This window comes from Polaribacter sp. HA6-7 (assembly GCF_055693625.1).
Genome location: NZ_CM146338.1, coordinates 290,266 through 304,599 on the forward strand (window position 1 = coordinate 290,266; position 14,334 = coordinate 304,599).

Annotated in this window: 19 protein-coding genes; all 19 read left to right on the top strand. The window is 32.0% G+C overall.

Going from position 1 to position 14,334, the window contains the following annotated elements; genetic code table 11:
• The first annotated feature begins 15 nt into the window (after nucleotides 1-15).
• A complete protein-coding gene (locus tag ACZ1HD_RS01655) occupies nucleotides 16-1,419 on the top strand; it encodes a sugar porter family MFS transporter (protein ID WP_472688459.1) in 1,404 nt (467 codons plus the stop codon).
• Between the two features lie 45 nt (nucleotides 1,420-1,464).
• Nucleotides 1,465-2,157, top strand: a complete 693-nt coding sequence (locus ACZ1HD_RS01660) for an SGNH/GDSL hydrolase family protein (protein WP_472688460.1) — start codon at nucleotides 1,465-1,467, stop codon at nucleotides 2,155-2,157.
• A gap of 22 nt (nucleotides 2,158-2,179) precedes the next feature.
• The gene (locus tag ACZ1HD_RS01665; protein ID WP_472688461.1) at nucleotides 2,180-2,590 is read left to right on the top strand and encodes a hypothetical protein; all 411 of its coding nucleotides are present in this window, start codon (nucleotides 2,180-2,182) and stop codon (nucleotides 2,588-2,590) included.
• A gap of 25 nt (nucleotides 2,591-2,615) precedes the next feature.
• Nucleotides 2,616-2,903: a hypothetical protein gene (locus ACZ1HD_RS01670; RefSeq protein WP_472688462.1), complete on the top strand. Its 288-nt coding sequence runs from the start codon at nucleotides 2,616-2,618 to the stop codon at nucleotides 2,901-2,903.
• Nucleotides 2,904-2,974: 71 nt separating this feature from the next.
• A complete protein-coding gene (locus ACZ1HD_RS01675) occupies nucleotides 2,975-4,633 on the top strand; it encodes a glycoside hydrolase family 2 TIM barrel-domain containing protein (RefSeq protein ID WP_472688463.1) in 1,659 nt (552 codons plus the stop codon).
• Complete coding sequence (locus ACZ1HD_RS01680) at nucleotides 4,593-5,021, top strand: hypothetical protein (protein ID WP_472688464.1); 429 nt, start codon at nucleotides 4,593-4,595, stop codon at nucleotides 5,019-5,021. The genes ACZ1HD_RS01675 and ACZ1HD_RS01680 overlap by 41 nt, the downstream gene beginning before the upstream one ends.
• A gap of 37 nt (nucleotides 5,022-5,058) precedes the next feature.
• Nucleotides 5,059-6,105 (top strand): DUF5107 domain-containing protein, encoded by a 1,047-nt coding sequence (locus ACZ1HD_RS01685; protein ID WP_472688465.1) that lies wholly within the window; start codon nucleotides 5,059-5,061, stop codon nucleotides 6,103-6,105.
• The gene (locus ACZ1HD_RS01690; RefSeq protein ID WP_472688466.1) at nucleotides 6,081-6,266 is read left to right on the top strand and encodes a hypothetical protein; all 186 of its coding nucleotides are present in this window, start codon (nucleotides 6,081-6,083) and stop codon (nucleotides 6,264-6,266) included. Before ACZ1HD_RS01685 ends, ACZ1HD_RS01690 begins: the two co-directional genes overlap by 25 nt.
• 60 nt (nucleotides 6,267-6,326) lie before the next feature.
• Nucleotides 6,327-7,025, top strand: coding sequence for a tetratricopeptide repeat protein (locus ACZ1HD_RS01695; RefSeq protein ID WP_472688467.1), 699 nt, complete (start codon nucleotides 6,327-6,329; stop codon nucleotides 7,023-7,025).
• A complete protein-coding gene (locus ACZ1HD_RS01700) occupies nucleotides 6,979-8,355 on the top strand; it encodes a tetratricopeptide repeat protein (RefSeq protein WP_472688468.1) in 1,377 nt (458 codons plus the stop codon). The genes ACZ1HD_RS01695 and ACZ1HD_RS01700 overlap by 47 nt, the downstream gene beginning before the upstream one ends.
• A gap of 15 nt (nucleotides 8,356-8,370) precedes the next feature.
• Entirely contained in the window at nucleotides 8,371-8,991 is a 621-nt protein-coding gene (locus ACZ1HD_RS01705) for a sulfatase-like hydrolase/transferase (protein ID WP_472688469.1), read from the top strand.
• A gap of 62 nt (nucleotides 8,992-9,053) precedes the next feature.
• A complete protein-coding gene (locus ACZ1HD_RS01710) occupies nucleotides 9,054-9,884 on the top strand; it encodes a sulfatase-like hydrolase/transferase (RefSeq protein WP_472688470.1) in 831 nt (276 codons plus the stop codon).
• 101 nt (nucleotides 9,885-9,985) lie between these two features.
• Nucleotides 9,986-10,312, top strand: a complete 327-nt coding sequence (locus tag ACZ1HD_RS01715) for a hypothetical protein (RefSeq protein WP_472688471.1) — start codon at nucleotides 9,986-9,988, stop codon at nucleotides 10,310-10,312.
• 52 nt (nucleotides 10,313-10,364) lie between these two features.
• Nucleotides 10,365-10,676 carry a hypothetical protein gene (locus ACZ1HD_RS01720; RefSeq protein WP_472689432.1) on the top strand — a complete coding sequence of 104 codons (312 nt, stop codon included), beginning with the start codon at nucleotides 10,365-10,367 and terminating at the stop codon, nucleotides 10,674-10,676.
• A 36-nt stretch (nucleotides 10,677-10,712) separates the two neighbouring features.
• On the top strand, nucleotides 10,713-11,444 hold the full coding sequence (locus tag ACZ1HD_RS01725; protein WP_472688472.1) for a glycoside hydrolase family 2 protein: 732 nt from the start codon (nucleotides 10,713-10,715) through the stop codon (nucleotides 11,442-11,444).
• A gap of 171 nt (nucleotides 11,445-11,615) precedes the next feature.
• Nucleotides 11,616-11,888, top strand: coding sequence for a hypothetical protein (locus ACZ1HD_RS01730; RefSeq protein ID WP_472688473.1), 273 nt, complete (start codon nucleotides 11,616-11,618; stop codon nucleotides 11,886-11,888).
• A gap of 209 nt (nucleotides 11,889-12,097) precedes the next feature.
• Nucleotides 12,098-12,817 carry a hypothetical protein gene (locus ACZ1HD_RS01735; RefSeq protein WP_472688474.1) on the top strand — a complete coding sequence of 240 codons (720 nt, stop codon included), beginning with the start codon at nucleotides 12,098-12,100 and terminating at the stop codon, nucleotides 12,815-12,817.
• 86 nt (nucleotides 12,818-12,903) lie between these two features.
• Nucleotides 12,904-13,536, top strand: a complete 633-nt coding sequence (locus ACZ1HD_RS01740; protein WP_472688475.1) for a glycoside hydrolase family 16 protein — start codon at nucleotides 12,904-12,906, stop codon at nucleotides 13,534-13,536.
• Nucleotides 13,537-13,826: 290 nt separating this feature from the next.
• Entirely contained in the window at nucleotides 13,827-14,246 is a 420-nt protein-coding gene (locus tag ACZ1HD_RS01745; protein WP_472688476.1) for a hypothetical protein, read from the top strand.
• Nucleotides 14,247-14,334 lie beyond the last annotated feature (88 nt).

Genomic DNA, 14,334 nt, shown 5'->3' on the forward strand with positions numbered 1-14,334 from the left:
CCAAAATCACAATTTATGTCTAAAACTAAATTTAATTTTTCCTATCTGTTGTTCCTTGCACTTGTATCTGCAATGGGTGGTTTCCTTTTTGGCTACGATTGGGTAGTTATAGGAGGAGCAAAACCATTTTACGAACTCTTTTTTGATATTAGTTCGCAACCAACATTACAAGGTTGGGCAATGAGTAGTGCGTTAATTGGCTGTATTTTTGGAGCAGTTATCTCTGGTTTTGTCGCGGATAAATTTGGTAGAAAACAACCTTTAATTTTAGCTGCAGCTTTGTTTACTTTATCTGCATTTGGTACAGGTTATGTAAATGAATTTACTCCCTTTATAATTTATCGTCTTATAGGTGGTTTAGGTATTGGCTTAGCGTCTACTTTATCGCCAATGTATATTGCAGAAATAGCACCAGCAAAATATAGAGGACAATTTGTGGCAATTAATCAATTAACACTAGTAATAGGAATTTTAGCTGCTCAGGTTGCTAACCTTTTTATTGCAGAAGCTATACCGGATGGTTTTTCGCCTGAAATGATTTTAGGTTCGTGGAACGGTCAAACCGGATGGCGTTGGATGTTTTGGGCAGAATTGATTCCTGCAGTTTTATTTTTTGGTTTGTTGTTTATTGTACCTAAAAGCCCAAGATTTTTAGTAAAAATAAACAATAATGATACTGCCAAATTGGTTTTATCTAAAATAGGTGGAACTAGTTATGCAGAAGAAGAGTTAGCTAATATTAAGCAAACACTTCAAGAAGGAAGTACTTCAAAAATTAGTTTTTCTGATTTTAAAAGTCCAAAGATTAAACCAATCCTAATTATAGGTGTTGTTTTGGCAATATTCCAACAGTGGTGTGGTATCAATATTATTTTCAATTATGCTGAAGAAATTTTTACAGCAGCAGGTTATAGTGTTGGAGATATGTTATTTAACATTGTTATTACTGGTAGTGTAAACCTGATATTTACACTTGTTGCAATGCGAACTGTAGATAGTTGGGGTCGTAGAAAATTAATGCTATTAGGTTCTATTGGTTTAGGTGTTGTATACATCATTTTAGGAGGAGCTTATTATATGGAGTTTACTGGGTTACCTGTTTTAATTTTAGTGATTACTGCCATTGCAATTTATTCGATGTCTCTAGCACCAATTACTTGGGTAGTTTTATCTGAAATCTTTCCAAATAAAATAAGAGGTGTAGCAATGTCTATCGCAACATTTTCACTATGGGTAGCTTCATTTATATTAACCTTCACTTTTCCAATTTTAAATGATGCTTTAGGAGCTTCAGGTACATTTTGGGTATATGGATTCATTTGTATTGCAGGGTTTTTATTTATAAAAAATAAATTACCAGAAACAAAAGGAAAAAGCTTAGAAGAAATAGAGTTAGAACTAACAAAAGATAAAGAGTAAATGATAAAATTAAAAAATTATATAACTCTGTTTGCTATATTTTCAATGAGTTTAAACTTTGTTTGTGCGCAAGAATTTTCTAATTCAAATAAGGATATTGTAAAGCATTATTTAGATTCACTAAAAAAAGAATTAAAAGTAAAGTGGCCAAAGAATAGAACTATTAATCTAGTTTTTCACGGGCATTCTGTTCCTACAGGTTATACTACAAGAGGTGTTATAGATCGCTCAAATTCTTATCCATACAGAACCTTAAAAAAGGTCAACGACTTTTATCCGTATTCTGTGGTAAATACCATCACAACTTCAATTGGTGGAGAACAAGCAGAACAAGGGGCAAAACGTTTTAAAGCTGAGGTGTTAAATCATAGACCAGATGTACTTTTTATTGATTACGGATTAAATGATAGAAGTATTGGTTTAGAACGAGCAAAAATTGCTTGGGAGCAAATGATAAAAGAAGCCTTGCATTATGGAACAAAAGTAATTTTGCTAACTCCTACACCAGATTTAAAAGAAGATATTTCTTCAAACGAGACTCCTTTAGCGAAACATAGTGAACAAATTAGGGCTTTGGCAAAAAAATATAAAGTGGGTTTGGTTGATAGTTACAAGCTATTTAAAGACTTAGCAGTAATTCAATCATTAAGAGGGTATATGTCTCAAAACAATCATATCAATCAAAAAGGACATCAATTTGTTGCTGATGCTATTTTCGAATATTTCAAAATACATTAATACAAGAAAGAAGATAAACTAAATGAAGTTATTAAAAACCATAAAAATTATTACTATTTGCTCATTTTTATTAGCATTCAATGCTTGTAAAGATAAAGAGCAAATACAAATAGATTTATCTGGCAATTGGAGTTTTAAAATTGATTCTTTAAATGTTGGTGAAAAGCAAAACTGGTTTTTAGATAAACTATCAGATACTATTAAGTTACCAGGTTCTATGGCAGAAAATGGTAAAGGAAATGATATTACTGTAAACACGATTTATACAGGTAATATGTGGAATGATAGTTTGTGGTATACAGACCCAAAAATGGCAAAGTACAGAAAAGAAGGAAATATTAAAATTCCTTTTTGGTTGCAACCTGTTAAAGATTATAAAGGAGCTGCTTGGTATCAAAAAACGGTAACTATTCCGAGAAAATTGGAATGGTAAAACCATCAAGCTGCATTTAGAACGTGTGCACTGGGAGTCTACAGTTTGGGTAGATAACAAAAAAGTAGGCATGCAAAATAGTCTAGCCACAGCACATAATTATGATTTAAGTGATTTCTTAACTTCAGGAGTTCATACTATTTCTATTCGAGTTGATAATGGCATCAAAAACATTAATGTTGGTAAAGATGCCCATAGTATTTCTGATAACACACAAACAAACTGGAATGGTATTGTTGGTGGTATTAAGCTTAACGTTTCTCCTAAATTGTCATTAGGAGTAGTAAAATTGTATCCAAATGTCTCTCGGTAATTCAGTGAAAGTAGTTGCCCACATACAAGGTAACACAGAAAATGTTAAACCAGAATTAACGCTTCAAGTTAGTGAAAAATCAAATAAAAAATACTATAAAAGCAGTTATAAAAGATATTCAACTAGATGTTGATAATAAAGTTGTTGTAAATTTTGATATGGGAGAGAACCCTAAGCTTTGGGATGAATTCAACCCAAATCTTTATGAGATGCAGCTTGTTTTAAAATCTAATAAAACTGTTGATGCAAAACGTATAGATTTTGGTATGCGAGAGTTTAAAGCTGATGGAACTATTTTTAAAATAAATAACCGCCCTATATATTTAAGAGGAACTCTAGAGTGTGCAATTTTTCCAAAAACGGGCTATCCCCCAACAGATGTAGATTCGTGGAAACGAATTCTAAAAATTATTAAATCACACGGATTAAATCATGTTCGTTTTCACTCTTGGTGTCCACCGGAAGCAGCATTTATAGCAGCTGATGAAATGGGGGTGTATATTCAAGCAGAAGCATCTGCTTGGTTAGCTAGTTTAGGAGATGGAACACCAGTTGATAAATGGTTGTATAAAGAAGGTGAAGCAATTATTGATGCTTATGGAAATCATCCTTCTTTTGTTTTAATGACTTATGGAAATGAGCCTAGTGGAAAATACCACAAAGAATATTTAACTAAATACGTAGATCATTTTAAAAATTTAGATAACAGACGTTTGTATACAAGTGGTGCAGGTTATCCGTATTTGCCAAATATGGATTATTATAATCATAGAGGTCCTAGAATTCAAGGTTGGAATGAAAATTTAAAAAGCGTAATTAATGCCAAAGCTCCTCAAACAATATTCGATTGGAGCAAGTTTATAGATAAAACCCCAATGCCTTATGTAAGCCATGAAATGGGGCAATGGTGTGTGTATCCTAACTTTAAAGAGATGTCTAAGTATACAGGTGTTTTAAAACCTAAGAACTTTGAAATTTTTAAGGAAACTTTAGAAGAAAATGGGATGAGTGAATTGGCAGAGGATTTTTTGATGGCTTCAGGAAAATTGCAAACCCTTTGTTATAAAGCAGATATTGAAGCGGCTTTAAGAACCAAAGGAATGGCTGGTTTTCAATTACTGGATTTACATGATTTTCCTGGACAAGGAACAGCTTTAGTAGGGGTTTTAGATGCTTTTTGGGATGAAAAAGGATACGTTACTCCAGAAAAATTTAAACAGTTTAGTGGAAAAACAGTTCCGTTAGCGCGTTTAGAAAAAAGAACTTTTGAAAATAAAGAAACTTTATCGGCAACCATTGAAATTGCTCATTTTGGAGAAAAAGCATTGCAGAATGTAACTCCAAAATGGACATTCACAAAGCCTGATGGGAGTATTTTTTCTAAGGGAGAATTAAAAACAACTAACATCCCGTTAGGAAATGGAACTCAATTAGGTGTAATAAATCAATCCTTTAAGAAAATTACTAAAGCCCAAAAATTAACATTAAGTATTGCTGTTAATGAGTTTAAAAACAGTTGGGATGTTTGGGTGTATCCTACTGAAAAACCAACAATAGAAACTACAAAAAACTATAAAATAACCAGTAAGTTAGACGAGAAAACATTAGCCTATTTAAAAAATGGTGGAAGTGTTTTGTTAAACATAACCAAAGGAGACATTACTTCAGAATATGGTGGAGAAATTGGAATTGGGTTCTCAAGTATTTTCTCGGAATACCTCTTGGACTAAAGAACAGAAACCACATACATTAGGAATCCTTTGTGATCCTAAGCACCCTGCCCTGGCTCATTTTCCAACAGAATACCACTCTAATTGGCAATGGTGGGATGCTATGAGTCATTCTAACGCTATCATTTTTGATGAAATTCCAGAAATTAATCCAATAGTTAGAGTAATTGACGATTGGTTTAAAAACAGAAAAACTGCACTGCTTTTTGAAGCAAAAGTAGGTAAAGGAAAACTTTTGTTTTCTGGAATAGACTTACACACAAATTTAGAAGAAAGATTAGAAGCAAAACAATTGTTGTATAGTTTAGAAAACTATGTATCAAGTGATGCTTTTAATCCTAAAATAGACCTAAAAGAGAAACAATTAAAACAAATGTTAAAGTATTAATACTCACTTTTTTGAGTGTTATGTAAAACAAAGTCATATGAGAACTGTAAAAGCCTGGGAGGAGAAAGTGATGATTCCTACTTATGAAGTTGGAACTCCAGAGAAATATCCTGTTTTTTTAGAAAAACGAGTATATCAAGCAAGTAGTGGAGCAGTATATCCACATCCTGTAATAGAAAAGATTAGCGATACAAAAGTAGATAAAGAATGGGATGCTATTTTTATAGAAAATGATTATATAAAATTAATGATTTTACCTGCTTTAGGTGGAAGAATTCAAAGAGCTTATGATAAAATTCGTAAACGTGACTTTGTATATTATAATCATGTAATAAAACCAGCACTAGTAGGTTTAACTGGTCCTTGGATTTCGGGAGGAATAGAATTCAACTGGCCACAACACCATAGACCAAGTACTTATGACCCAACAGATTTTTATATAGAAGATAATGAAGATGGTAGCAAAACTATTTGGGTAAGCGAATTAGAACGTATGTTCCGTACAAAAGGTATGGCAGGTTTTACCTTACATCCAGATAAAGCTTATATAGAAATTAAAGCGCATTTGTACAACAGAACACCTCATCCACAGACTTTTTTGTGGTGGGCAAATCCTGCTGTAGCAGTTAACGATCATTATCAATCTGTATTTCCTCCTGATGTAAATGCCGTTTTTGACCACGGAAAACGTGATGTTTCTGAATTTCCAATTGCAAAAGGAGAATACTACAAAGTAGATTATGCACCAGGAACAGATATTTCTAGATATAAGAACATTCCAGTGCCAACAAGTTATATGGCAATTACGTCTAAATATGATTTTGTTGGGGGTTATGAAAATGATTCAAAAGGAGGATTATTACACGTAGCAGACCATAATGTTTCACCAGGTAAAAAACAATGGACTTGGGGTAATGGAGAGTTTGGAAAAGCATGGGATAGAAATTTAACAGACGCAGATGGGCCATATATTGAATTAATGTGTGGCGTGTACACAGACAATCAACCGGATTTCTCTTGGATGCATCCTTACGAAGAAAAAGCTTTAAGCAGTATTTTATGCCTTATTATAATGTTGGTGTAGTAAAAAATGCAACAAAAGAGGCTTTAGTAAACCTAGAAATGGTTGATGGTAAAGCTTTAGTAAAAGTTTATGTTACGTCGACTTATAATAACTGTGTAATTACTTTAAAAGCAAATGATACAGTATTGCACGAAGAAGTTTTAAACCTTTCTCCGAAGTAGGTTTCGAACAATCTGTAGAAATAGGAAGTAATACGTTTGATGATTTACAAATATCAGTAAATGATGCTGCTGGTAAAGTATTGGTTTCTTGGGAACCGAGACAAAGATTTATCTGAAGAAATTCCTGAACCTGCAAAAGCAGCAAAAGACCCTAAAGATATAGATACTGTAGAAGGTTTATATTTAAGAGGTTTACATTTAGAGCAGTACAGACATGCTACTTTTAATGCCACAGATTATTACGAAGAAGCATTAAGAAGAGCACCAAAAGATGTACGTTGTAATAATGCAATGGGGCTTTGGTATATGCGCAGAGGGCAATTAGAAAAATCTATCAAATATTTTAATACGGCTATAGAAACTTTAACAAGTCATAATCCAAATCCGTATGATGGAGAACCTTATTTTAATAAAGGGTTGGCTTTAAATTTCTTAGGTAAAAAAGAAGAAGCCTATGCTAGTTTCTTTAAAGCATGTTGGAATGCACAATGGCAAGATGCAGGTTACTTTAATTTGGCTCAAATAGATTGCTCTAAAGGCGATTTAGAAAAAGCGTTAGACCTTGTAGATAGAGCATTAATTAAAAACTGGCACAATCATAAAGCAAGACATTTAAAAGTTATTATTTTAAGAAAGCAGGGTAAAATTGAAGCAGCTAATAAATTAATAGAAGAATCTTTAGCTATCGATAAGTTCAATTTTGGTATTTTATATGAACGTTATATTTTATCAGAAAAAAGAAGATTTAGAGGTTCTTAAACATATTTTAAGAAATAATGCGCATAATTATATTGAGTTTTCTTTAGATTATGCTTCTGCAGGTCAGTTTGATGAAGCTGTTGCTTTATTAAAAGTACATACAGAAGAGAATACTAAGGTTTATCCTATGGTATATTATTTTATGGGGTGGTTTTACTACCAAAAAGGAAATCATACAAATGCATTAGAGGCTTACAAAAAAGCATCTCAAATGCCGGATAAATATTGTTTCCCAAATAAAATAGAAGAAGTATTAGCGCTACAAGCTGCATGTAAAGCAAACCCATCTGATGCCAAAGCATTTTACTATGTAGGTAATTTTTGGTATGCAAATAGACAATATGTAGAAGCGCAAGAATGTTGGGAAACATCAGTGAAGTTAGATGACCGTTTTGCAATCATTCATCGTAATTTGGCACTGTTGTACTACAACAAAACCAATCAAAAAGAGTTCTCAGTAAAACATCTAGAAAGAGCCTTTAAGATAGATAATACAGATGCTAGATTGTTAATGGAACTTGATCAATTGTATAAGAAAATAAATGTTTCTATAGACAAGCGTTTATCTCTCTTAGAGCAATATATAGAGTTAACCAATTCTAGAGACGATTTATATTTAGAGCGTATTTCTCTGTATAATTTAAAAGGCGACTTTGAAAAAGCAAAAGAATTGATAGAAAATCGTCAGTTTCATCCTTGGGAAGGAGGAGAAGGTAAAGTGCCATTTCAATATTTAACTTGTTATACAGAACTAGCTAAGAAAAACATCAACCTTAAGAATTTTGAATATGCAATTGAGTTGCTAATTGCGGCAAAAACATATCCTCATAATTTAGGTGAAGGTAAATTGCATGGTACAGTTGAAAATGATATTGATTATTGGTTGGGTTGCGCCCATGAAGGTTTAGGTGATAAAGAAACAGCAAAAACTTATTTTAAAATGGCTTCAGAAGGATTAAGTGATCCTAGTCCTGCAATATTTTATAATGATCAGCAACCAGATAAAATATTCTACCAAGGTTTAGCTTTACAAAAATTAGGAAAATCTAAAAAAGCAGAAAAGAGATTTGATAATCTCTTAAACTATGGTATGGAGCATATGAACGATAATGTAAAGTTAGATTACTTTGCGATTTCACTACCAGATTTATTAATTTGGGAAGAGGATTTAAACGTTATCAACAGAATACATTGTAACTATTTAATTGGTCTTGGTCAGTTAGGTAAAGGCAATGATGCTGAGGCTATTGAAGCTTTTGATAAAGTAAAACATACAAACTTATCTCACATACCAGCTAATATTCATGCACAATTAGTAGGTGTTTCATAATATTTTTCAAACTTCATGAACTTTAATTTATCTATTTATTTTAGTATTATTTTCTTCCTTATGGGAGTAAATAGTGTTGTTTTTTCTCAAAAGAATAAACCCAATATTGTCATCATTTATGTAGATGATTTAGGTTTTGGTGATATTGGAGTAAATGGTGCAATTGGGGTAAAAACACCTTATATTGATACTTTAGCAAAAAACGGTTTAAACCTTACTGATGCACACTGTTCTGCTGCAACTTGTACACCATCTCGTTATTCTTTATTAACAGGTAGTTACGCTTTTAGAAGTAATGCTGCTATTTTAGAGGGTGATGCTCCTTTAATAATAGATCCCAAAAAAGAGACGTTACCAAAAATGTTGCAAAAAGCAGGATACACAACAGGTGTCGTTGGTAAATGGCACTTAGGTTTGGGTAAAGGAAAAATAGACTGGAACAAGCGTATTCCCTTAGGGCCAAAAGAAGTTGGTTTTGATTATAGTTTTTTAATTCCTGCAACAGGTGATAGAGTTCCTACTGTATTTTTGGAAAATCAAGAAGTTGTTGGTTTAGATATTAATGATCCAATAACTGTAAGTTATGGTACAAGAATTGAAGGTTATCCTTGGGGGTTTAAACATCCGAATTATTAAAACAACATACAGATCCTTATCATCAAGGAGCTGTAATTAATGGAATTAGTAGAATTGGTTATATGAAAGGCGGAAAAGATGCGCTTTGGGTTGATGAAGATTTTCCTTATGTATTAACTAAAACCGCTAAAGGTTTTATAGAAAATCATAAAGAAAAACCATTCTTTTTATATTTTTCTTTGCATGATATTCACCAACCCGTAATAGCCAATAAAAAATTTGTAGAAAGCAGTACTATGGGGCCAAGAGGAGATGTTATTGCTCAAATGGATTGGTGCGTGGGACAAATTACAGGGAGCTTAAAAGAGCAAAATCTTTTAGAGAATACGTTAATCATTTTTACTAGTGATAACGGACCTATTTTAGATGACGGATATGTAGATTATGCTAGAGAATTAGTTGGAGAGCATAAGCCAGGAGGTATTTTTAGAGGGAGTAAATATTCTGTTTATGAAGCAGGAACTAGAATGCCAACAATAGTACATTGGCCAAAAGAAGTAAAACCAGGTACGAGTTCTGCATTGTTATCTCAAGTAGATTTGTACAAATCTTTAGCTTTTTTGGTTAAGCAGGATGTTGAAAAAGGTGCTGCACCGGATAGTCAAGATTTTTTAAAATCGTGGTTAGGGAAATCGAATAAAGGGCGTAAATTTTTATTAGAAGAAGCGTATACTTACGGTTTAAGAATGGGAAAGTGGAAATACATAAAACCTAAAAAGAAACCCGTACCTAACTGGATTGTTCAAAAATTTGTAGATCCAGGATTTAGAGAAGAAGTGCAATTATTTAATTTAGATGAAGATCCATCAGAAGAAAATAATGTATATAAAAGTCACCCAGAAATAGTTGAGGCAATGGAACAAAAAATCAATGCAATTTTAGACCGTAAATAGATTTAAAAAGTTTAAAATATGAGTTAATCATATCCGGTTTAATAGAAAATATAGTAATTACGGAGAATTAAATTATTAAGAATTCAATTTTAATATTACCAATGAAAAATAAAATTACAATAATGTTGAATAAATTTAATGTACAAAAAACAGATCTTTTCACTAGGGCTCTAATTTTATTATTGATATTAAATAGTTGTTCAGAAGCGCCAACTTCTATAACTATTTCTGGTCAATGGCAAGTAAAGCTAGATTCAACAAATATTGGTAATTCACAAGGTTGGGCCAACAATAAATTTACAGGAACTTCTATAAACTTACCAAACACTTTAGATGGTGCAGAAATAGGAACACCAGATACGCTAAAGCCTGCTATTAACAATTATGTAATGTCTAATTTAACCGTGAAAGTATCAATATATTGGTAAAGCATGGTATCAAAAAGAAATAGAAATTCCAACTTCTTGGAAAGATAAAAATATTCAATTAGGTTTAGAACGTATAATTTGGGAATCATCAGTTTATATAGATGGTCAATTGATAGGAAGCGCAAATAGTCTTGTTGGTAGTCATAATTATGATCTAACCAATAACCTAAGTCCAGGAAAACATTTGCTTACAATTTGTATAGATAATTCGAATAAGTTTCCACTGATTAATGTTGCAGGAACAATGTATCCAGTTAAGGTTAATCAAGATATGGCTCATGCTTACACTAATCATACGCAAATAAAATGGAATGGTATTTTAGGCGATATGGAGTTAGTTGCTCACGATAAAAATGAACCGTAAAACATTCAAATCTACCCAAATGCAGCGCTTAATAAATTGAAAGTAACATTTACGCAACCTAGTCAAGTTTTAGAGTCTGTAAGCCTTATTATAAAATCTACTGACGGTGTTGAGGTATATAACAATAAAGTGAAGACCTCTAAAACTGAAGGAAATGAGTTTGTATTAGAAATAAATAAACCTAACGATTTAGAGTTATGGGACGAATTTAATCCTAAATTATATGATGTTGAGGTAGTTACCAATACAGGAAAAACTAGTGCAAGATTTGGTTATAAGTATGTGAGCAGTAAGGGTGGAGATTTGTTATTAAATGATAAGCGAATTTTCTTAAGAGGAAATTTAGAATGTGTAATTTTTCCATTAACAGGACATCCCCCAACAAAAAAAGAAGAATGGGCTACATTAATAAAGCAAGCTAAAGATTATGGATTAAATCACTTACGTTTTCATTCATGGTGTCCACCAAAAACTGCATTTGAAGCAGCAGATGAAGCAGGGTTTTATGTGCAAGTAGAATTGCCTCATTGGAGTTTAAAAGTTGGTGAAGACAAAAAAACAACCAAGTTTTTAAAACAAGAAGCAGATAAAATAATTAAAGATTACGGAAATCATCCATCGTTTATTTTTATGGCTTTAGGTAACGAATTACAGGGAGATATAAGTGTTTTAAATGATATGGTTGCAGATTTAAAACCTAAAGATAATAGACATTTGTATGCAACTACTGCATTTTCATTTCAACAACCAACAGGCACAAGACCGTAAAAAGAAGATGAGTTTTTTATTGCACAATGGACCGATAAAGGATGGATTAGAGGTCAAGGTATTTTTAATGCAAAAGCACCTCACTTTAATGCAGATTACACATCAGGAGCAGGTCATATAAATGTACCTTTAGTATCCCATGAAATAGGACAATATTCTGTATACCCAGATATGAGTGAAATTGAAAAATACACTGGGGTACTTAAACCATTAAATTTTATTGCTGTAAAAAATGATTTAAAGAAAAAAGGACTTATCGATTTAGCGCCAGATTTTACGTATGCTTCAGGAAAATTAGCAGCATTATTATATAAAGAAGAAATAGAACGCGCATTAAAAACACCAAGTTTTGATGGTTTTCAATTATTACAATTGCAAGATTTTCCGGGTCAAGGTACAGCTTTAGTTGGTTTGTTAAATGCATTCGGGAATCTAAAGGTGTAATTTCTGCAGAAGAATTTAGTCAATTCAATAGTGAGTTAGTTCCGTTAATTCGATTTGAAAAAGCAGTTTACGAAAATGAAGAAACATTTGAAGCTATTATAGAAATTGCTAATTTTTATAAAGAGTTAAAAAATAAAACTATAGATTGGGTTATTACTGATGAAGAAAAAAATGTAGTAAAAAAAGGATCTTTAACAGGGGTAAACTTAATGATAGGCAACAATACCGATTTAGGTAAAATTGTCCATACTATTAAAATTAATAAGGCTAAAAAATTAACCATAACACTTAGTGTAAACAATACGAAATATAAGAATAGTTGGAATATTTGGGTGTATCCTAAAAATATTTCTACTACAGATGATGATATAGTTTTTACAGCATCTATAGCAGTAGCCGAAAAAGCATTACAAAAAGGCAAAAAGGTATTCTTAAACCCAAACCCAAAATCATTAAAAGGAATTACAGGACGTTTTGTTCCTGTATTTTGGAGTCCTGTTCACTTTCCAAATCAACCAGCAACAATGGGAGTATTGTTAGATGAAAAACATCCAGCATTTAATAAATTCCCAACAGATTCTTACAGTAACTGGCAATGGTGGGATTTATGTATCAATTCAAAATCAATTGTTGTAGATGCTATTAATGCTAAACCTTTAGTAAGAGTAATCGATAATTTTGTAACCAATCACCACTTAACTAATTTATTCGAAGCTAAAGTTGGTAAAGGTCAATTGGTATTTTCTTCTATAGACTTAACTTCAAATTTAAATAAAAGACCTGTTGCTAGACAGTTAAAACATAGTGTTGTCAATTACATGAAAAGCAGCTCTTTTAATCCTTCAAACTTAATAAATATAGAAGATATAAAGTCTTTAAAATTAAAAGGAAAACAATCTAATTTCTCTGCAAAAGATATATATCAATAATAATATATCACCTAAAAAAATAAAAATGTACATTAAATTTAATATTCAAAGCAGTCAGTTTTTTTAGTTTTATTTTATTCGCATTTTTGTTTGTTTCCTGCACAGAGGGTAATTCTACATCATCTGATGACGAACAATTTAATGATTTAGATGATGATACAGTTGTAGCCGCAAAACCATTGCTTAATTCAGAAAATACTAGCAATTGGATTTTAATGTTCGAAGATAATTTTGATAAATTCGAACCTACTAAATGGACCAAAAATAATTCTGCAAAAAGTAGAGCAGCTCGTCCAGGAGTTGGTATAAATCAATGGTTTTGGAAACCAGAAAATGTAAGTTATAAAGATGGAAACTTAGTTCTTAGAAGCGAAAAAGTAGCTAATGATGTACTGCATTGTGGAGGTGTTTTTACAAATAATTTATTCGAATTTAAATACGGTTATATAGAAGCTAAAATAAAAATTGCAGAAACTTTTTTTGGCACTCATACTGCTCTTTGGTTGCAAGGAGATAATATGGGGAGTATAGATGGTACAGGTAATGACGGCGCAGAAATAGATGTTTTTGAATCTGCTTGGATTGGTGATTACACAAAAAGTGTAGTACATATAGATGGCTATGGACAAAGCCATAAAGCAAACACAAGACGCTATGAAACTTCGGTCTTCATTCTGGTTATCATACTTTTGGGTTACTTTGGAATGAAGATAAGTTAGAGGTTTATTATGATGGGCAATTTAAAACACGTTACCAAGGTATATGGGTTCCAAAAGTTGAAGAATTTCTTTGGTTATCTACAGGTGCAAGTTTTGGAGGTGCTGCAAATACTAATTTTTTAGAAAGAAATATAGGAGAGTTTACAGAAGCTAAAGTAGATTATATTAGAGTATGGAAAATGAAGTAAGTTAAAAAGTAATTATGTCTATGCTTTACTAATATAAGTCCATTTTTTAGTTAGTTTAATTGAATAGCTTTATATCAAACAATTTTAACTAAATACTTTATTATGAAACTAAAAACTACTTATTTATTCTTTTTATTAATTGGTTCAACAAACTTAATGTTTGGACAGACTATTATTAATGATTTTGAAAATGGAACAACAGATGATGCGTTAACGAATGTCGGTGGTGGTATTACCGCCGAAATTGTAGATAACCCCAATGTTAGTGGAGTTAATACCACAGCAAAAGTTTTAAAAATTGGTAGAAATGCAACACAGTGGTGGATTTTTGCAGGTATCGATGTTGCAGATATTGCTATTTCAGATACCGAAACCAAATTTTTAAGTTTTATGGTTTATGGACCTAAAACTGATCTAGCTGTAAGATTTAACGCAACAGCTGATGATAATAACGGAACTAATGGAGGTATTATAAGACCTGCAACTTTACACTCGGAGAAGCTCAATGGGAACAAATTGTAATTCCAGTTGTCGATAGTCAAACAGCTACAAGTTTTACAGGAAGTACACTTTTTAAATTAGTATTTCACCCAGATATAGCTGATGCAAC